Source organism: Bradyrhizobium sp. SZCCHNS2022 (assembly GCF_032377575.1).
GTDB classification, from domain to species: domain Bacteria; phylum Pseudomonadota; class Alphaproteobacteria; order Rhizobiales; family Xanthobacteraceae; genus Bradyrhizobium; species Bradyrhizobium aeschynomenes.
In genome coordinates, this window is the sequence record NZ_JAUHHZ010000001.1 from 6,839,976 (window position 1) to 6,858,302 (window position 18,327).

General features: G+C 64.5%; 20 protein-coding genes and 1 tRNA gene. 7 read left to right on the forward strand and 14 right to left on the reverse strand.

What is annotated here, in order from left to right; genetic code table 11:
* The first annotated feature begins 158 nt into the window (after positions 1–158).
* Positions 159–554, forward strand: a complete 396-nt coding sequence (locus QXZ94_RS30585; protein ID WP_172185040.1) for a hypothetical protein — start codon at positions 159–161, stop codon at positions 552–554.
* Between the two features lie 217 nt (positions 555–771).
* Here QXZ94_RS30585 and QXZ94_RS30590 read toward each other — a convergent pair whose 3' ends face one another.
* Positions 772–1,011, reverse strand: coding sequence for a hypothetical protein (locus QXZ94_RS30590; RefSeq protein WP_315724686.1), 240 nt, complete (start codon positions 1,009–1,011; stop codon positions 772–774).
* A gap of 344 nt (positions 1,012–1,355) precedes the next feature.
* On the opposite strand from QXZ94_RS30590, the gene QXZ94_RS30595 reads away from it, so the two are divergent.
* Entirely contained in the window at positions 1,356–1,694 is a 339-nt protein-coding gene (locus tag QXZ94_RS30595; protein ID WP_315724688.1) for a hypothetical protein, read from the forward strand.
* A gap of 231 nt (positions 1,695–1,925) precedes the next feature.
* On the forward strand, positions 1,926–2,603 hold the full coding sequence (locus QXZ94_RS30600; protein WP_172109907.1) for a ParA family protein: 678 nt from the start codon (positions 1,926–1,928) through the stop codon (positions 2,601–2,603).
* Positions 2,604–2,727: 124 nt separating this feature from the next.
* On the opposite strand, the gene QXZ94_RS30605 is transcribed toward QXZ94_RS30600, so the two are convergent.
* The 4 genes from QXZ94_RS30605 to trxB form a co-directional block, all read right to left on the reverse strand.
* Positions 2,728–2,892, reverse strand: coding sequence for a hypothetical protein (locus QXZ94_RS30605; protein ID WP_172109837.1), 165 nt, complete (start codon positions 2,890–2,892; stop codon positions 2,728–2,730).
* A gap of 153 nt (positions 2,893–3,045) precedes the next feature.
* Positions 3,046–3,966, reverse strand: a complete 921-nt coding sequence (locus QXZ94_RS30610; RefSeq protein WP_315724693.1) for a 4-hydroxy-tetrahydrodipicolinate synthase — start codon at positions 3,964–3,966, stop codon at positions 3,046–3,048.
* Positions 3,967–4,422: 456 nt separating this feature from the next.
* Complete coding sequence (locus QXZ94_RS30615) at positions 4,423–5,346, reverse strand: LysR family transcriptional regulator (protein ID WP_315724695.1); 924 nt, start codon at positions 5,344–5,346, stop codon at positions 4,423–4,425.
* Positions 5,347–5,353: 7 nt separating this feature from the next.
* Positions 5,354–6,319 (reverse strand): thioredoxin-disulfide reductase, encoded by a 966-nt coding sequence (gene trxB, locus QXZ94_RS30620; protein ID WP_315724698.1) that lies wholly within the window; start codon positions 6,317–6,319, stop codon positions 5,354–5,356.
* A 286-nt stretch (positions 6,320–6,605) separates the two neighbouring features.
* Between trxB and QXZ94_RS30625 the strand changes: the two genes are divergently transcribed.
* Positions 6,606–7,085 carry an Lrp/AsnC family transcriptional regulator gene (locus tag QXZ94_RS30625; protein ID WP_315724700.1) on the forward strand — a complete coding sequence of 160 codons (480 nt, stop codon included), beginning with the start codon at positions 6,606–6,608 and terminating at the stop codon, positions 7,083–7,085.
* 119 nt (positions 7,086–7,204) lie between these two features.
* On the opposite strand, the gene QXZ94_RS30630 is transcribed toward QXZ94_RS30625, so the two are convergent.
* The 5 genes from QXZ94_RS30630 to QXZ94_RS30650 all read right to left on the reverse strand — a co-directional run bounded on the left by QXZ94_RS30630 (position 7,205) and on the right by QXZ94_RS30650 (position 13,134).
* Positions 7,205–7,609 (reverse strand): DoxX family protein, encoded by a 405-nt coding sequence (locus QXZ94_RS30630; protein WP_315724701.1) that lies wholly within the window; start codon positions 7,607–7,609, stop codon positions 7,205–7,207.
* A 249-nt stretch (positions 7,610–7,858) separates the two neighbouring features.
* Complete coding sequence (greA, locus tag QXZ94_RS30635) at positions 7,859–8,335, reverse strand: transcription elongation factor GreA (RefSeq protein WP_172109902.1); 477 nt, start codon at positions 8,333–8,335, stop codon at positions 7,859–7,861.
* A 211-nt stretch (positions 8,336–8,546) separates the two neighbouring features.
* Positions 8,547–12,011, reverse strand: coding sequence for a carbamoyl-phosphate synthase large subunit (carB, locus tag QXZ94_RS30640; protein ID WP_315724704.1), 3,465 nt, complete (start codon positions 12,009–12,011; stop codon positions 8,547–8,549).
* Positions 12,012–12,257: 246 nt separating this feature from the next.
* A tRNA-OTHER gene (locus QXZ94_RS30645) sits at positions 12,258–12,334 on the reverse strand.
* Positions 12,335–12,429: 95 nt separating this feature from the next.
* Positions 12,430–13,134: a class I SAM-dependent methyltransferase gene (locus tag QXZ94_RS30650; RefSeq protein WP_315724706.1), complete on the reverse strand. Its 705-nt coding sequence runs from the start codon at positions 13,132–13,134 to the stop codon at positions 12,430–12,432.
* A gap of 111 nt (positions 13,135–13,245) precedes the next feature.
* On the opposite strand from QXZ94_RS30650, the gene QXZ94_RS30655 reads away from it, so the two are divergent.
* Entirely contained in the window at positions 13,246–13,773 is a 528-nt protein-coding gene (locus tag QXZ94_RS30655; protein WP_315724708.1) for a DNA starvation/stationary phase protection protein, read from the forward strand.
* Between the two features lie 104 nt (positions 13,774–13,877).
* Here QXZ94_RS30655 and QXZ94_RS30660 read toward each other — a convergent pair whose 3' ends face one another.
* The 4 genes from QXZ94_RS30660 to QXZ94_RS30675 all read right to left on the reverse strand — a co-directional run bounded on the left by QXZ94_RS30660 (position 13,878) and on the right by QXZ94_RS30675 (position 16,569).
* Positions 13,878–14,672 (reverse strand): sulfite exporter TauE/SafE family protein, encoded by a 795-nt coding sequence (locus tag QXZ94_RS30660; protein ID WP_315724710.1) that lies wholly within the window; start codon positions 14,670–14,672, stop codon positions 13,878–13,880.
* A 91-nt stretch (positions 14,673–14,763) separates the two neighbouring features.
* A complete protein-coding gene (locus tag QXZ94_RS30665) occupies positions 14,764–15,657 on the reverse strand; it encodes an MBL fold metallo-hydrolase (RefSeq protein ID WP_315724712.1) in 894 nt (297 codons plus the stop codon).
* 29 nt (positions 15,658–15,686) lie between these two features.
* A complete protein-coding gene (locus QXZ94_RS30670) occupies positions 15,687–16,139 on the reverse strand; it encodes a YeeE/YedE family protein (protein WP_315724714.1) in 453 nt (150 codons plus the stop codon).
* A gap of 7 nt (positions 16,140–16,146) precedes the next feature.
* On the reverse strand, positions 16,147–16,569 hold the full coding sequence (locus QXZ94_RS30675) for a YeeE/YedE family protein (RefSeq protein ID WP_315724716.1): 423 nt from the start codon (positions 16,567–16,569) through the stop codon (positions 16,147–16,149).
* An 86-nt stretch (positions 16,570–16,655) separates the two neighbouring features.
* On the opposite strand from QXZ94_RS30675, the gene QXZ94_RS30680 reads away from it, so the two are divergent.
* Together QXZ94_RS30680 and QXZ94_RS30685 are read left to right on the forward strand one after the other, a co-directional pair.
* Complete coding sequence (locus QXZ94_RS30680; RefSeq protein WP_315724718.1) at positions 16,656–16,982, forward strand: metalloregulator ArsR/SmtB family transcription factor; 327 nt, start codon at positions 16,656–16,658, stop codon at positions 16,980–16,982.
* 167 nt (positions 16,983–17,149) lie between these two features.
* On the forward strand, positions 17,150–18,319 hold the full coding sequence (locus tag QXZ94_RS30685) for an ROK family transcriptional regulator (RefSeq protein ID WP_315724721.1): 1,170 nt from the start codon (positions 17,150–17,152) through the stop codon (positions 18,317–18,319).
* The last annotated feature ends 8 nt before the right edge of the window (positions 18,320–18,327 follow it).

Consider the following 18,327-nt stretch of genomic DNA (forward strand, 5'->3'; position numbering starts at 1 on the left):
GTTGTTCCTGCCAGCGCCCTTGAGCAGCCTCTGCCCCATCCATCTCACGGTCTTGACGATGAAACGGCGGATCACGCCGCGCTGATCCGCCCTACGCGCTGACGCATTTGAGGCCATCGTATTAGGATGCCGATCTTCGCCAAGAGACCGGAGCCAACGTGCCGACGTATTTTCCAATCGATGCGGGCGTGAGCTTTGCGTGCGATGACAGCGATCTTCTCGCCGTGAACTGGCAACGGGATCATCTCTCGGCAGATTTCATCCTTCCGGGCGCGGAGAAGCGCGCGCTCCGCGTTCACTTCAACGACGCCACCATCGTCCGTCTCCTCGACGAATTTCCGCTCAGCACCGAGGCGGACACAAAGCCGGAGGGGCTGGCCTCACGCCATTTCGCCTATCGTGTCGAGGGCTCCGTGTTTGCGGAGACGCAATCGGAAGCTTGGAAGTTGAATTTTCATCCTGCCAGCCACTATCGCTTCATCACGGGATGGGGATGCATGGACGTGCTCTCCAAAGCACCGCCTCGCTTTGAAGTCGTTGATCTCGATCTCTGATTAGTATCCGCGTGGGGCCGAAGGCAATCTGCCTGTTTGGGCCGCTTGCTTGTTCGCTAACCTCAAAGACCGGACTCCGCGTCATTTTCCGGTTTTCAGAATAATTCTTGACGCCGCCCCCAAATCAGTGGTCTTATCCGCGCATCCCGTCCCAAGCGAAGGGGCGTACGCGCGGTCGTCACGATACGTGGGGCGGGGATGCGGTGGCCGTGGTGGATCAGGCGCTGTTGCGCGACGACTGATCGATTGCGGACGATGAAGTCGTGTGGTCCTGGCCTCTCGTCGCTGAGGTCAAGTCCGGCAGCGTTGCCTGACGGCGCGCGCGGGCGATGGGGGCAAGAACGCCGATCCCCAGGGAGATCACGTATAAGTCGTAAGCCCATCGCGCAGGGAATGCCGGATGCTCGGCTGAACCTGTGGTGACTGCCGCCTGCTTTTCTTGTTGCAGGCGGGCCATGGGTGAGGCCTTCACCCGGCATTCCCTGCGCCCTCGCGTTGGTCGGGGGCCGTCGACGAAAAACTCGGGCGGATGGCGCCGCGAGGCCGCGAGCGCGTGTCCGTGCTGCCGGTGAAGGTGTGATGTACGCATTGTGATGTACGGATGGTGTCTCGGCCGGTTTGCGTCCCCTGCCGTCACGCATCGGCCGGAGGAGCAGCAGCATCGAGGACGCGCTGGAGATCAATCCATCAGCGGTCCAACCGGGCGTCGCCGGTTCGGCGTCAGGGGCGTGAAGCCGCACGCGCGCGGCTTGCGGATTCGTGGGTGTTGCAACTAGTGTCGCTGAACCGGAGGAGGGCACGATGAGGGGCGTCCTGTTGGCACTGGTCGGAGCGGCGCTGCCGGTCCTGACGATGGTTCCAGTTTCCGCGTATGCGTATACCGCCGAGCAGGAGCAGGCGTGCACCGGCGACGCCTTTCGGCTGTGTAGTTCCGACATTCCCAACGTCGACCGCGTCACCGCCTGCATGGTCCGGCGCAAGGCCGAGCTGTCGCCGCCATGCCGCGCCCAGTTCGGACCGCCGCCGCGCCAGGCGGCAGCGCGTGCCGATAGGCCGATGAGCATTCGCCCGCCGGCAACCAAGAAGCCGGTCGATGCGCGCGCGGGCAAGACGAAGAAGACGCGGCCGGATGAAACCTGACGCGCCGATGCGCACCGCGTCGTGCAGCTTCAGCCTGCAATCACATGCGGTGAAGACCGGATGTTGCCGAAGAAAGCGACACCATCGACTGCATTTTCTGCTGACGGTGTGACTCAAAAACCAATGCGTTTCAGCAATCAGGAGTTACGCCTCGTCAATCGCTAAATTTATCTTCCGCGAATCAGTCCGCTGATTCATTTTCGCGACCGGGGTCAATCTGGAGGCCAAGGTATGAACGTTATTGTTTTCGCATCGCGTAAGGGCGGTTCAGGCAAGAGCACCCTGGCCGCCCATCTCGCTGCGCAGATCAAGGCGAGCAAGTCTTGCCTGCTCATCGATGCCGACCCTCAGGGGTCACTGACGCTTTGGCACAAGCTGCGGGGCACCAACGAGCCGCCGATCAAGACCGCCGTGAACTCGGTGAGCGCGATCGTGTCCGCGGCCCGCCGTGACGGCGTCGAGTGGGTGCTGATCGATACGCCGCCGACGATCTCGGCCGTGGTCGAGGATGCGATCAAGAACGCGACCATGGTGATCATCCCTGCCCGCCCGGGCGTGTTCGACGTCAACGCGGTGCAGGAGACGATCCAGACCTGCCGCGCCGCGCGCAAGCCGTATGCGGTCGTCCTCAACGGCGCTCCGGCGCGCCGCGACGACGCCGAGAGCCCGATCGTGACCATTGCCCGCGAGGCGCTGGCCAAGTTCAAGGCGCCGGTGTGGGGCGGACAGATCACCAACCGCGCCGATCTCTTGATGGCGCTGGGCCAGGGCGAGGGCGTGCGCGAGTATTATGCGGAGGGTCGTGCTGCGGCCGAGATCGCGCGGCTGTGGGCGGCGATCGAGCGTTCGGTGAGGGCGATTCGCGGGACCGTCTCGGCGAATGGGGCCATGCACAAGCAGGCCGCCTGATCGCAATCGTTGCAATGAGGCATCGACGCGCGGTGTTCCGCGCGTTTTTCGCGCCGGATCCGATCGTTGTGATCGCAGCGATCGGGCAGGCCGCGAGGCGGCCACGCCCGCGCGGGACGCGAGGTCAGGCGACCATCAGCAGATAGAATGCAATCGCCGGCGTCAAAGTCAGGATCACCGACCAGATCCCGACCGCCCAGATGATGTCCTCGACGCTAAATCCCTGACGTTCAGGGAATGCATGATCCTGAAAAGCCACGACGCCCCCGCGCTCTTTGGTTTTCAACATTCATAGCGGAACATCTTTAAACAGCAGGTTGCGGACTGCGCGGCTTTTGATCGCCTCTGTTAGTTCGGATTAACTCTGCTGCCTCATGCAGGCGCGCCGTCATTCCGGGTTCGAGCCTGCGGCCCGCCCCGGAATGACGCTGGTCGCGACGGCTCAGGCGACGCGGCCTTGCGTGGCGGACCGGCGGCGTTCGATCTCCAGATCGAGCCGAGCGGCGAGCTCGTCTCCCACCTCCACCATCGGCAGTCGCATCTCGGCGCTGGCGATCAGGCCGGTCCGCGCCAGCCAGTACTTTGCCGGGGCCGGGCTCGGCTCGGTGAACAGCAGGCGCGTGAGATCCTCCACCTGCGCCCAGCATGCTGCCGCGGCGTCATGGCGGCCGGCCTTCACGTGATCGAGAATGGCCGCAAAATTGGTCGTCTCCAGATGCGCGGAGAGCAGGATGGCGCCGTCGGCGCCGGCCTGCAAGGCGTCGAAGCTCTGGGCGTCCTCCCCAGTCAGAACTTGAAAGCCGGCAGGCCGGCGCGCGATCAGGTCGCGGGTCTGCATCCGGTTGGCGCAGCAATCCTTCAGCCCCGCGATGGCCGGATGCGCAGCGAGCTGGAGCAGCGTCGCATTGTCGAGTCCCACCGCCGAGCGATAGGGAATGTTGTAGAGCACGATCGGATGGGCGGCGCGATCGGCCAAGGCGGTGAAGTGCGCCAGCAGTCCGCGCTGTGACGGGCGCACGTAAGGCGGGCTCGAGATCAGATAGAAGTCGATCGACCACGACGCCGTTCGATCGAGCGCCTCGATCAGATCGGCCGTCGCCACGCCCCCGATGCCGAGGCAGATCGGTAGCGGCCGGCCGATGGCGTCCAGCTCATCGCGGACCACGCTGACGAGACGCGCGCGCTCGTCCCATGACAGCGCCAATCCTTCGCCGGAGGTCGCGCCGAGCACGAGGCCATCGATGGGCTTGGCGGCGTAGTGTCGGATCAGATGACGCAACGATCCTTCGTCGAGCGCGCCGTCGCAAAAGGGCGTGATCAGCGGCAGCCAGAGTCCTTGCAGTCGCGTTCTGGGGGCGGTCATGGTCCATCTCCTTGGGTGTCGTGAGCCGGAGACGGGACATGAAAAAGCCCCGTCCTTGCGGCGGGGCTTGGTGAGGCGGCGGTGAACTCTCGAGAGGTTCTAGCGCGCGCGTCCACGGCTCCCCGGAAGGGGAGCTTTTTTCGACGACAGCTTGGCGTACGAAAATGCGGACATGCGTCCTACATGCGCGGCGCCGCTCAGACTGTCAACGTCGCAACATCAGCGAGGCGGATACAAAGGGAAAAACCGAGCAAAAAAATAGCCGGGCCCAATGAGCCCGGCTGGAGGTATTGGCCAACGCGGCCGACACAATCACCTTCCAAGAGGGATTTCTGAGCGTCCGCGCCACTGGAGGAGGGGGACAATGCGCAACGCCGACGCTCAGCACAGAAACAGTATGGTCTTCGTCGCGGCCCTGCAGCAAGCAGGGGTGCCGCATGTCAGACATGCACAATATCAGGCTGGCCAGCGCTGTGCTTTGCTCACGACAAAGTCACGGAACACCTGAACCCGCGCGACCGTTTTCAATTCCTCGGGATAGACGAAGTAGGTGTCGAGCTGGATCGAGTCGGACTCGCCGAACAGCTGCACGAGGCGACTGTTCTCTTCGACGAGATAGTCGGGCAGCGCGGCGATGCCGAGGCCCTGCTGACAGGCACGTACGAGACCGAGGATGTTGTTGACGCGGAAATAGGCCTCGCGCGGACCGGAGCCGTTGCGGCCGGCATCGACCAGCCAGCTGCGGTTCTGCAGGTGCGGAGCGACCTGGCCGTCGGCGAGCATGATGATGCGATGATCGTCGAGCTCGTCGAGGGTGCGGGGCGTGCCGAAACGCTTCACATATTCCGGCGAGCAGTAGGCGTGGAAGCTGATCGCGAACAGCTTGCGCTGGATCAGGTCCGGCTGTGTCGGCTTCCGCGTGCGAATCGCGACGTCAGCCTCGCGCATCGACAGATCCAGCTCTTCGTCGGTGACGATCAGCGAGATCCGGATCTCCGGATACATGGCAGTGAATTCGCCGAGCCGCGGAATCAGCCAGTTGATGCCGACGCCGGGTGTGGTCGTGATCTTGAGGTCGCCGCTGGGACGCTCACGGCTGTCGGTGAGCTTGGCGCGCGCCGCCTGCAACTGCATGAAGACGTCGTGCGCCGTCCGGAACAGCAGGTCGCCCTGCTCGGTGAGGATCAGGCCGCGTGCATGGCGATGGAACAGCGAGACCGCGAGCTCCTGCTCCAGCGCGCTGACCTGGCGCGAGACTGCCGATTGCGACAGCCCGAGCTGCTCCCCGGCATGCGTGAAGCTGCCAGCTTCCGCCGCTGCGTGAAACACCTTCAGCTTGTCCCAATCCATGTCCTTAAATCCATCCCGTGATCGTGGCATCGTCAGTTCATTCCGCAGCGGCGCGTTCGCTCGCGGCATGGGCGAGGAAGCGTTCGGCTTCGAGGGCCGCCATGCAGCCCATGCCGGCGGCGGTGATCGCCTGCCGATAGGTTTCGTCGGCGACGTCGCCGGCGGCGAACACGCCGGGGACCGAGGTCGCGGTCGAGCCGGGCACCACCTCGACATAGCCGGACGGCTTCAGCTTCAACTGACCTGCCACCAGCTCCGTGGCTGGCGCATGGCCGATCGCCACGAACACGCCGTCGGCAGGTAGCTCGGTCAGCGCGCCGGTCTTGACGTTCTTCAGCCGGACATGGGTCACCTTCGACGGCGCGCTGGCGCCGCAGATTTCGTCGAGCGCGCTGTCCCACACGACCTTGATCTTGGGATGCTTGAACAGGCGCTCCTGCAGGATGCGCTCGGCGCGGAAATGATCGCGCCGGTGCACGACCGTGACGGTGGAGGCGAAATTGGTCAGGAACAGCGCCTCCTCGACCGCGGTATTGCCGCCGCCGACCACGATGACCTCCTTGCCGCGATAGAAGAAGCCGTCGCAGGTGGCGCAGGCCGACACGCCGAAGCCCTTGAACGTCTCCTCCGACGGCAACCCCAGCCAGCGCGCCTGGGCGCCGGTGGCGAGGATGACGGTCTCCGCCAGATAGACGTCGCCGGAATCGCAGGTCAGTCGGAACGGGCGCTGTCCCAGCTCGAGCTTGGTCACGAGGTCCGTCTTGATCTGGGCGCCGACATGCGTCGCCTGCTTCTCCATCTGCTCCATCAGCCAGGGGCCCTGGATGACGTCGGCAAAGCCCGGATAGTTCTCGACGTCGGTGGTGATGGTGAGCTGTCCGCCGGGTTGGATGCCCTGAATCAGGACCGGCTCCAGCATCGCTCGTGCCGCGTAGATCGCCGCCGTGTAGCCGGCAGGGCCGGAACCGATGATGACAACTTTGGCATGGATCGGAGCTTGCATGGGGTCGATGACTCGCTGGAAAAGGGAGGATTGACGACGCAGCGAGCGGAATGCGTGGACCAAACGCCCCCGAAGCCCCATCGAAAATGTCAAATCCAAGTCTAAGCCATCTGGCAAGCTATGCAAGAATTGCAACGCATCTCGGCGAATTTTCCCTTCACGACCCGGTCAACAGGGGAAATCTAGAGTAATAAAATTGCGCAAATTGACCGGTGTGCGCTAAGAGAGTTGCCATCCGCCCGGGGGCCGTGCCTCCCGCAAGTTCCCGCCAGACCCCGCTCCCCCTGTGTCCAAGAATCTTGACGAGATCGATCTCAAAATCCTGAGCGAGATCCAGGCCGATGGCCGGATCACCAATGTCGAATTGGCCAAGCGGGTCGGCATCTCGCCGCCGCCCTGCCTGCGCCGCGTTCGCACCCTGGAGGAGGAAGGCTACATCACCGGCTATCGCGGCCTGCTCGACCCGCGCAAGCTCGGCTTCGACGTCACCGTGTTTGCCGCGGTCCACCTGTCGAGCCAAGCGGATGCCGACCTGAAGGCGTTCGAGGAGTTCGTCCGCGCCGAGCCGCTGGTGCGGGAATGCTGGATGCTGTCGGGCGAGGTGGACTTCATCCTGAAATGCGTCGCGCCTGACATGGCGACCTTCCAGGAATTCGTCACGCATCTGACGGCGGCGCCGCACGTGCGCAACGTGCGGACGTCGCTGGTGCTGCACAATTCGAAGTATGAGGCGGCGGTGCCGCTCGAGGTCAAGGGACGCGGCTAAGCCCGCTGTCATTCCGGGGCAGCCCCATAAGGGGCTGAACCCGGAATCTCGAGATCGCACACTCAATTCGGGATTCCGGGTTCGATGCTGGCGCATCGCCCGGGAATGACGACGTGAGATCAGGACTTCTTGCGCAGCAGCGCGTCCAGGCTGATCGGCCCGCCGCCGGCTGTCGCCAGATACAGGCACGAGAAGCAGAACGCGATCGCCGCAGTGCCGTTGTTCAGCAGCGGCAGCCAGACCGGCTCGCCGGTCTTGAACATGTGGCCGAGGAAGTAGGCGAAGGCCATCTGGCCCGAGAGGATGAACGCGACGGGCCGCGTGAGCAGACCGACCATCAGCAACGCGCCGAGCACCAGCTCGATCATGCCGGCCGTGTAGATCAGCGGCGGGACGTTCGCGAAATACGGAATCACCGGAAACTTGAAGATCTTGGCCACGCCATACTGAAACAGCAGCAGGCCGGTGATGAAGCGAAACAGGCTGAGCGCAGCCGGTTGCCATTTCGAGAGCATCTGCTCCATGTCTGATCATCCCCCAATGAAAACATCATGATGTAAGCGAACGCCGCGCCGATCCGAGCGGCACTGTTCGCCCGTCCTGCACTAGCTCATTACCTAAACCCCGTCACCGCAATGAATCTTCCGGTCCCGAGGAATTGACCGCATGCTGCCGAACGGCCCTCGCCCTCGGGATCCTCCAAAACGAGGAAGGGCCGCGCCTTCGCGCAGCCCTGTTGCTCGGCCTCTGGTGGACAATCTAACGTCAGCGCCTCAGCGCCATTCCACCTTGGCGATCTCGTAGGACTTGGCGCCGCCGGGCGCCATGACCTCTACGGTGGTGCCCATCTTCTTGCCGATCAAGGCGCGCGCCAGCGGCGACGTGATCGAGATCCGGCCCTTCTTGGCATCGGCCTCGACCTCGCCGACGATCTGCCAGACCGTCTTCTTCTCGGTGTCCTCGTCGATCAGGGTCACCGTCGCGCCAAACTTGATCGTATCGCCGGAGAGCTTGGCGACATCGATGATGTCGGCGCGGGCGAGCTTGTCCTCGAGCTCGGCGATGCGGCCCTCATTGTGCGACTGCTCTTCCTTGGCGGCATGGTATTCCGCGTTCTCCGACAGGTCGCCATGCGAGCGCGCCTCGGCGATGTGCTCGATGATGCGCGGGCGGTCCACCGACTGGCGCTGCTTCAGCTCGTTCTCGAGCGCGGCGTAGCCGCCCGCGGTCATAGGAACCTTTTCGACCATCTCTTCTCGTCCTTCAGTCGTGCGGACAAAGCGTGCGCACGATCAGCATCTTCAGAATAGGCCTTCGCGGCTCAAAGCAAAGCCGAAAAGCCGGGCCATGCCGACCCGTCAAAGGCCGGACCAACATCGAACAAGGCGGCGAGTTCCTGCCGAGATGGCTTATTGCCGATTGTTGCCAACCGCTTAGCGGGCTCTCGCCCGCGCGACGCGATTAGTTTTCGGAAAAGTAACTCTGCAAGGTGCGGACCTCAAGGTCTCCCCCGAGATAGGCACGGATACCTTGCGCAGCCGCCACGGCACCCGAAAGAGTGGTGTAATACGGCACTTTATGCAAGAGGGCAGCGCGCCGCAGCGAGCGGCTGTCGGCCAGGGCCTGCGGACCTTCAGTGGTGTTGAAGACCAGCTGGATGTCGCCATTGGTGATGGCGTCCACGATGTGCGGCCTGCCTTCCAGCACCTTGTTGATCTTCTCGGCCGGGACGCCCTGATCGACCAGGAAGCGCTGAGTGCCGGAGGTCGCGACCACCTTGAAGCCGTGCTCGTGCAGCATGCGCACCACCTCGGTGATTCGGGCCTTGTCGCTCTCGCGCACCGAGACGAACACCGTACCCTTGCGCGGCACGCGTGTGCCGCCGCCGAGCTGGCTCTTGGCGAAGGCGACCGCGAAGGAGCGGTCGATGCCCATCACCTCGCCGGTCGAGCGCATCTCCGGGCCGAGCACCGTGTCGACGCCGGGGAAGCGGGCGAACGGGAAGACCGACTCCTTGACACCGACATGCTTGAGCGCGCGCTTGGTCAGGCCGAAATCAGCGAGCTTTTCGCCCGCCATGATTCGGGCCGCGATCTTGGCGACCGGCGTGCCGACCACCTTGGCGACGAAGGGCACCGTACGCGAGGCGCGCGGATTGACCTCCAGCACGTAGATGGCCCCGTCCTTGATCGCATATTGCACGTTCATCAGGCCGACGACATCGAGCCCGAGCGCGAGCTCGCGGGTCTGCCGCTCCAGCTCGGCAATGGTGGCCTCGTCGAGCGAGTGCGGCGGCAGCGAGCAAGCCGAATCGCCCGAGTGGATGCCGGCTTCCTCGATGTGCTCCATGATGCCGACGATGAAGGTGTCCTTGCCGTCGGAAAGACAGTCGACGTCGATTTCGGTGGCATCCGACAGATAGCGGTCGAACAGCAGCGGGTTCTTGCCGAGCACCGTGTTGATCTGGCCGGTCTTGTCGTTCGGATAGCGCGCCTTGACGTCGGCCGGCACCAGCTCGGGCAGGGTACCGAGCAGGTAGTCGCTGAGCTGGTTGTCCTCGCGGATGATCTGCATCGCGCGGCCGCCCAGCACGTAGGATGGACGCACCACCAGCGGCAGGCCGAGATCGGCCGCCACCAGGCGCGCCTGCTCGACCGAATAGGCGATGCCGTTCTTCGGCTGCTTCAGATGCAGCTTGTCGAGGATGCGCTTGAAGCGGTCACGGTCCTCGGCGAGGTCGATGGCTTCCGGCGAGGTGCCGAGAATCGGCACCTCTGCGGCTTCCAGTGCGCGCGCGAGCTTCAGCGGCGTCTGGCCGCCGAACTGCACGATGACGCCGTGGACGGTGCCGTTCTTGCGCTCGGTGGCGATGATCTCGAGCACGTCCTCCGCGGTGAGCGGCTCGAAATACAGCCGGTCGGCGGTGTCGTAGTCGGTCGACACCGTCTCCGGATTGCAGTTGACCATGATGGTCTCGTAGCCGGCATCGGCCAGCGCGAAACAGGCATGGCAGCAGCAATAGTCGAACTCGATGCCCTGGCCGATCCGGTTCGGGCCGCCGCCGAGAATGATCACTTTCTTCTTGTCGGACGGGGCGCTCTCGTCGCCGAGTGCGCCGGCAAACGGCGTCTCATAGCTCGAATACATGTAGGCGGTGGGCGAGGCGAACTCCGCCGCGCAGGTGTCGATGCGCTTGAACGCCGGACGGACATCGAGCGCGTGCCGTTTGGCGGCGACCTCGGCTTCGGTGCTGTTGGCGAGCACCGCGAGCCGCGCGTCCGAGAAGCCCATCGCCTTCAGCGTGCGCATTCCGCTCGCATTCGGCGGCAGGCCGTGACGGCGGACCTTGTCCTCCATCTCGACGATGCCGCGCATCTGCGCCAGGAACCAGGGATCGATCTTGCAGGAGTTGAAGATGTCCTCGTCCGTCCAGCCGAGCCGCATCGCCTGCGCCACCTGCAGCAGGCGGTTCGGCGTCGGCGTGCCCAGGGCGGCGCGGATTGCGTTCTTGTCGTCGCCGCGGCCGAGACCTTCGATGTCGATCTCGTCCAGGCCGGTGAGACCCGTCTCCAGGCCGCGCAGCGCTTTCTGCAGGCTCTCCTGGAAGGTGCGGCCGATCGCCATGACCTCGCCGACCGACTTCATCGATGTCGTCAAGGTGGTCGAGGCGCCCGGGAATTTCTCGAAGGCGAAGCGCGGGATCTTGGTCACGACGTAGTCGATGGTCGGCTCGAACGAGGCCGGCGTCGCGCCGCCGGTGATGTCGTTGGCGATCTCGTCCAGCGTGTAGCCGACCGCGAGCTTGGCGGCGACCTTGGCGATCGGGAAGCCGGTCGCCTTCGACGCCAGCGCCGAGGAGCGCGACACGCGCGGATTCATCTCGATCACGACCATGCGGCCGTCGGCGGGGTTGACGCCGAACTGCACGTTGGAGCCGCCGGTCTCGACGCCGATCTCGCGCAGCACCGCCAGCGAGGCGTCGCGCATGATCTGATATTCCTTGTCGGTGAGCGTCAGCGCCGGCGCGACGGTGATCGAGTCGCCGGTGTGCACGCCCATCGGATCGAGGTTCTCGATCGAGCAGACGATGATGCAGTTGTCCTTCTTGTCGCGGACGACCTCCATCTCGTACTCCTTCCACCCGAGCACCGACTCTTCGATCAGCACTTCGTTGGTGGGCGAGGCGTCGAGACCGCGCTCGATGATGTCGAGATATTCTTCCTTGTTGTAGGCGATGCCGCCGCCGGTGCCGCCCATCGTGAAGGAGGGACGGATGATGGCGGGCAGGCCGATCTCGGACAGCGCCATCAGCGCCTGGCCGAGCGCGTGCTCCTGGTACCGCTTGCGGCGCTCGTTCTCGCCGAGCGTCCATTGCCGGTCGAGCTCGTCGCGCTCGGCGCCCGACAGCTTCTCGCGCTCGGCGTAGTACTTGTCGCGGTACTGCTTCTTCAGCGCGGAGGCGTTGGCGAGCCGCGACTTCGGCGTCTGCAGCCCGATCTTCTCCATGGCGTTGCGGAACAGCTGGCGGTCCTCGGCCTTGTCGATCGCGTCAGCCGTGGCGCCGATCATCTCGACGTCGAACTTCTCCAGCGTGCCCTGCCGGCGCAGCGACAGCGCGCAGTTCAGCGCGGTCTGCCCGCCCATGGTCGGCAGCAGCGCGAAGCCGCCGGGGATGACGTGACGTTCCTTCTCGATGATCTTGGCGACGATCTCGGGCGTGATCGGCTCGATGTAGGTCGCATCGGCCAATTCCGGATCGGTCATGATCGTGGCCGGATTGGAATTGACGAGGACGACGCGGTAGCCCTCCTCCTTGAGCGCCTTTACCGCCTGCGTGCCCGAATAGTCGAATTCGCAGGCCTGGCCGATCACGATCGGACCGGCGCCAATGATCAGGATGGTCGAGATGTCAGTGCGTTTCGGCATTCAAGCTCACGGGCAAGAAACGGCAGAGAATTGGGCACAAAAAAAGGGCGCGCGTGCCGCGCGTCCCCCACAGGCCCAGGGAAGGCCAAGGCGCGACCAGTGCTCGCGCGCGAGCGGTCTTTAGACCAGTTTCCTCTGAGCGAAAAGGGTTTTGGGCCGAAATCAACGGCCAATTTGGCCGGGACGGGCGGAAGCCGGCCCGTGAGCGCTGGCTTGCCGAGCCGAAGCTGCGAAAGCCGCGAAGGCTGGAGGCCCGGCCTGGACTTGAACCAGGTTCAAGAGCGTTGCACCGCTCTTCGCGTCGTAGCTTCCGCCACCGGGCCGGGGGCGATCTTACCTCTCACGGCGGCGTGAACCAGCCCGTGTTTCAGTTAACCCTAATCCAATTGCCGGATGTTCGGTTCCAGCGGGCGGGAGGTCAGGCGGTTCCCGTCGCCGGACGTGCCACGAAGGTCATCCGCCACGGATTGTGGCCGATGTTCTTGGGCGCGCGGACGGCAATCAGACCGGCCCTCTTCAGCCGCGCCAGGATGTCGGCCTCGCTATAGCGCTGCAGGCCGACCTTGGTCCGCAGCTGCCGGTAATCGGACAGCGCGGTGGCGACCAGGCCGACCAGCGCATCCTTGAGGAAGCCGTCCCGCGCGGCGAACCTCAGCAATGCAAGCACGTCTCGCCCCATCCCGACGTCCGGGCGCAGCACGTCGCCGAGCACGAATTGCCCCGACGGCTTCAGCAGCCGCCGGATCACCGCCAGCGCGGCATCGAAGTCGGCCTCGCTCATATATTGCGCGACCGAGTTCATGACGATGAGGTCGATCGAGCCTTCTTGCATGTTGCGCAGCTCATCCAGCGAGCGCACGCGGATCTTGGTGTTAGGGGCGAAGCGGGCGATCAGCCGGCCACGCACGCCCGGCGCCGGCTCGGCCAGGATCAGCGTCATGCAGGCGTCCGCGACCTTGGCGGCCGACAAGGCCTCGCCGCAGGAATAATCGAGCACGACGGCATCAGCCGACGGAATATAGCCGACGATGTCGCGCGCGATCCCCTGGAAGTGCAGGTCGCGATGCAGCTTGCTCGCATAGATCGTGTGCGTGGAATCGTAGTAATCGATCCAATCGTCCATGGCGGCGGGTTCCGGCAAACACAGTTCCTTGATGGGAACTTGAAGGGTCAGCGAGCGTTAACGGGTCCGATCACCCGTGTCCATTGCTGGTTCTAACAGGAAGGTTCAGCCGTGAGTAAAGCAAAGACAGACAAGACCGCCCCCGAGCTCGATACGCCGACCGATCTGTCGCCCGACGCCGTGAACAAGATTTCGACAGCTTTGAACACGCTGCTTGCCGACGCCTTCGCGCTGTATCTGAAGACCAAGAATTTCCATTGGCACGTCAGCGGCCGGCACTTTCACGACTATCACGAGATGCTCGACGAGCAGTCGGATGCGATCTTCGCCACCACGGACCAACTGGCCGAGCGGGTGCGCAAGCTCGGCGGCACCACGATCAAATCGATCAGCCAGATCAGCAAGCTGCAGACCATCAAGGACAACAACGAGGAGTATGTGCCGCCGGGCGAGATGCTGCGGGAGTTGATGGAGGACAACAAGCACATCGCGGCCTCGATGCGGAAGGCGCATGAGGTGTGCGACGACAATGACGACCCGGCGACCGCGGGATTGCTGGAAAACTTCATCGACGAGACCGAGCGGCGCACCTGGTTCTTGTTCGAAGCGAGCCGCCAGGAAGGCAGCAACGCGGCGTGAACTGACCGCAGGATGCGATCTGAGCGACGCGCTGCGACGACGTGGCGCGTCTCTTTTCGGTTTGGCCCGCGTGTTCGCCTGGGCGTCGTCGATTGGGTGCGGTGCTAGCCGGCCCCGCTCAATGCGATCACGCTGCGGTAGATCATGTAGGCTGCCACCGCAAAGACCATCGTGGCGAAAACCTTGTTCAAGGTGCCGCGCGTTCCTGACAGGCGAGCTGCAAGCCTCGCGCCGGCAAGGCCGCCGGCGATGCCGGCGACCAGAAAGATCGCCGCCAGGGCCCAGTCGACCAGTCCCGACAACGCGTAATTGGTGGCCGTCGTCAGGCCGAAGGCGGTGACGGAGACGAGCGACGAGCCGATCGCATAGAGGATCGGCATGCCCGTCGCGAACATCAGGGCCGGCACGATCAGGAAGCCACCGCCAATCCCGAAGAAGCCGGACAACGTTCCCGTGCCGAAGCCGAATGCCAGCAGCGGCCACAAATTGTCGCGTGAGAGCTTGACGTCCAGATGGCCGTCGCCGCCGCGTTTGCGCAGCATCAGGAGCCCGATGACGATCATCACCAGGGCGAACAGCAGCAGCAGCTTCTGGCCGTCGACCATTTTGCCCAGGGTCGACCCTGCGAAGGCGCCGATCACACCGGTGGCCGCGAACACCAGCGCGCACGGCCATTTGACGTTGCCGGAACGGGCATGATTGGCGAGGTTGGCGGCCGCGTTGATCGCTACCGCGACCGCGCTGGTGCCGATTGCGACATGCGGATTGGCGACGCCGACCAGATAGACCATCAGCGGCACGGCAAGGACGGATCCGCCGCCCCCGATGAGGCCGAGCGTGAACCCGACCAGCGAGCCGGATAGCGAGCCGAGCGCAAGCTCGGCACCGGAAAAGGTCATGGAAGGAATGCTCCGCCGGAACGTGTCCGGCGCTCGATGGAGGGGGCTGCGGGCCCGGTGGAGGGCCCCGTGCGAAGATCGGTGCGCGTCGTCAAAGCGCGTTGAGCGGGACCTTCAGGAAGCGGCGTCCGCTCTCGTCGGCGCTCGGCAATTGCCCCGCTTTCATGTTCACCTGCAGCGAGGGAATGATCAGCTTGGGCATGTCCAGTGTGCGGTCGCGTGCCTCCCGCGCCGCGACGAACTCATCCTCGGTGATGCCATCGCGCGCATGGATGTTATGCGCGCGCTGTTCGGCGACGGTCGTCTCCCAGCGGATGTCGCGGCCGTTGGGGCCATAGTCGTGGCACATGAACAGCCGTGTCGCAGCGGGCAACTCCAGCACCCGGCGGATCGAGCGATACAGCGTGCGCGCATCGCCGCCGGGGAAATCGGCGCGCGCCGAGCCGCCGTCCGGCATGAACAGGGTGTCGCCGACGAATGCGGCGTCGCCGATCACATGGGTCATGCAGGCCGGCGTGTGTCCCGGCGTATGCATGGCGAACGCGGTCATGCCGCCGATCTGGTAGGTGTCGCCATCCTGGAACAGCCGGTCGAACTGGCTGCCGTCGCGCTGGAATTCAGTGCCCTCGTTGAAGATCTTGCCGAAGGTCTCCTGCACGACCCTGATATTGTCGCCGATGCCGATCTTGCCGCCCAGCTTTGACTGGATGTACGGCGCCGCCGACAGATGATCGGCATGAACATGCGTCTCGATCAGCCATTCCAGATGCCATCCGCGCTCCTTAATCAGGCTGACGATCTTGTCCGCCGAGAGCGGCGCGATGCGGCCGGACGCATAATCGATGTCCATCACGGAATCGATCACGGCGCAGGCGGACGAGTTCGGGTCCTTCACCACATAGCTGACGGTGTTGGTGGCCGGATCGAAGAACGGCGTGATGTCGGGCTTCACCGACAGATCGACCGGATGCGGAATGCTGGACATTTGAACCTCCGTCGAAGACCGTTTCTTGTTCATTCTGAAGCAGCAGTGGAGTGCGACGGCTGGCGGCTCGCGAGCAGGCGCGCCGCGGCCATTCCGATCAGCATGGCGACCACGAACAGCACGATCGCAGGCGAGCCGTAGCCGAGCGCCACGAAGGCCGGGCCCGGGCAGATGCCGGCGAGGCCCCAGCCGATGCCGAAGATGGCGGGGCCGATCGCGATCCGCCAATCCAGCGTCTGCGAGGGCGGCAGATGGAAGCGATCGTCGAGGACAGGCCGCTGGCGCCTGAAGATGAGCCGGAAGCCGACGAAAGTCACCGCCACGGCGCCCGCCATGACGAAGATGAGACTAGGATCCCAGCCGCCGGAGCGGATCGCGGCAAGGTCGAGAAAGTCCAGCACCTTCTCAGGATTGGACATTCCCGACAGCAGCAGGCCAAGTCCAAAAACGAGTCCGACGACGAACTGGGTGAGAACGGTCATGTCAGCCTCACATCACGTGACGTGCAAGGAACGTGGTCGCGACCGCAGTCACCATGAACACCAGCGTGGCCACCATCGACCGCGGCGACAGGCTGGCCAATCCGCACACCCCGTGGCCGGAGGTACAGCCGTTGCCCAGCACCGCGCCAAAGCCGACCAGCAGCCCGGCCGCCACCAGATCGACCGTGCCGGCCTCGAGATTGAGGGGCGGCAGGCCGCCGGCCAGGAGGCGGACGACCAGGGCGGCGGTGACCAGACCCAGAATGAAGGCAAAGCGGCCGGCGATCGCGCCGTTCCAGGGCGGCAGCAGGCGTGCGGCGATCCCGCTGACGCCGGCGATTCGGCCGGTCAGACCCATCATCATCACGGCGGAAGCGCCAATCAGAGCGCCACCCGTGAGCGCCGCTATGAATGTATACTCGCTGATCATCGTTCTCGGGCTCCCGGCAGTCTGCACATTGCAATTGGATGTTATGTGCATTATTGCTTATATGCGAAAATAGAGAAGTAACAATCATGACAACGCGTGTCGCTCGCAAGTCCGGGGTCGCCCTGGTAGCGGGCCTTGAAGAAAAAGCCGAAGAGGCCGCGCGCCTGCTCACGGCCATGGCGAACCCGAAGCGGCTCATGGTGCTGTGCAACCTGATCGAGGGCGAACGGGCGGTCGGGGAACTGGCCGAACAAGTGGGCTTGCGCCAGGCGGCGCTGTCGCAACATCTCGCCATGATGCGCGCGCTCGACCTGGTCGCGACGCGGCGCGAGGGCCAGACGATCTATTACCGGCTGGCGAGCCATGAGGTCCGTGAGATCCTGCAGACGCTGTACCGCCTGTATTGCGCCTGATCGGCGCGCCGGCCGTGCGTCCCAGCCCGCGCACTCTGGTTGGAGGCAGATGGTCGCCGAGAGGCCCGTCATCCGGTCCGCCGGCTCGTCTGGATGTCGTGCCGATTGACAGCGTCATGCCCGCTGAATAGCATTCTTACAATAAGTAAGAATGATGGGGAAGCGGGGTGCGGCTCATCCGCAGTCGGCGTGATACGCGATCTGCAGTCCTTGGTTACCTCTGGTGCTCCGGTGGCTCGTTCCGGCCGGATCTGGCGCAGGGGGTCGCGCTCACCGAAGCCAGCATCTCGCGCATCATCGGCGATCTGAAGGCCGAGGGCGTCATTGAGGAGACGCGGCGCCCGGCGCCCTACCGCGGCGGCCCGAGCCAGTTCGTCACATTGAGCAATCAGATTCGCGTCGCAGCGATCGAGATCTCCAACAACAGTCTGTACTCCGCCGTCGGCACGCTGGCCGGCGAAACGCTGTACTCTCAGCGATACGATCTTCCCGACGGCCTCGGCGCCGCCGATGTCGCGGCGACGATGACCCGGGCCGTCTGCGATCTCGCCGGCTGGGCCAAGCAGCGCGGCATCGCCCTGGAGCAACTCGCCGTCTCGATCCCGGGCTATGATCCCGATCTGCGCACCAGTCCCATCGTTGCAGTGGACGTCGCGCGGCTCGACGACCTCCTGCAGCGCGAGCTTCCGGAGACGCCGGCACGGTTGACCAATTCGATGGTCGCGCGTGCCGTCGGGCATCGGCTGGAGATGGGAACGGGCGTTCTCGGCGGCTCGTATTTCTTCGTGTTCGTCGGCCATGGCGTCGGCGCGGCCATCGTCGACGAACTGGCCGAGAGCGGCGATGTCGAAACCTGCGAAATCGGCCATGTCGTGATCGATCCAGGCGGGGCTCTCTGCCGATGCGGGCACGCCGGCTGTCTCGAAACCTATGTGTCTACCGTCGCGCTGGCGGACATTCTCGTGGTGCAGGAAAGCGAACTGATCAACCGCGGCGACCGTTGGCCTCACGACTACCGCATCTCCGCGCCGGCGCGGGCCGAGATCAGGGCCCGCCTGGGACGGCTGGGCCTCGCGATCGGTAACGCGCTCAATCTCAATCGGCAGCGGAACGTCGTCATCGCCGGATGGCCGGGGTCTCTGCCGGCGGAGGATCGCGCCAACGTCCTGGAATCCATCGGCCAGTCACGCCTGGGCGGCCTGCAAGGCACCGCGCTCACCTTCTCCCCTGCGAGCCTGGGGCGCGAGCCGGTCTCCGGGATGGCGCTGGCCGCCTTCTCCTTCATCCGGCGCAGCGGCGAGCGTCGCGCGCAGGATCGGCACTTGATCTCAAGCTAACACACGTC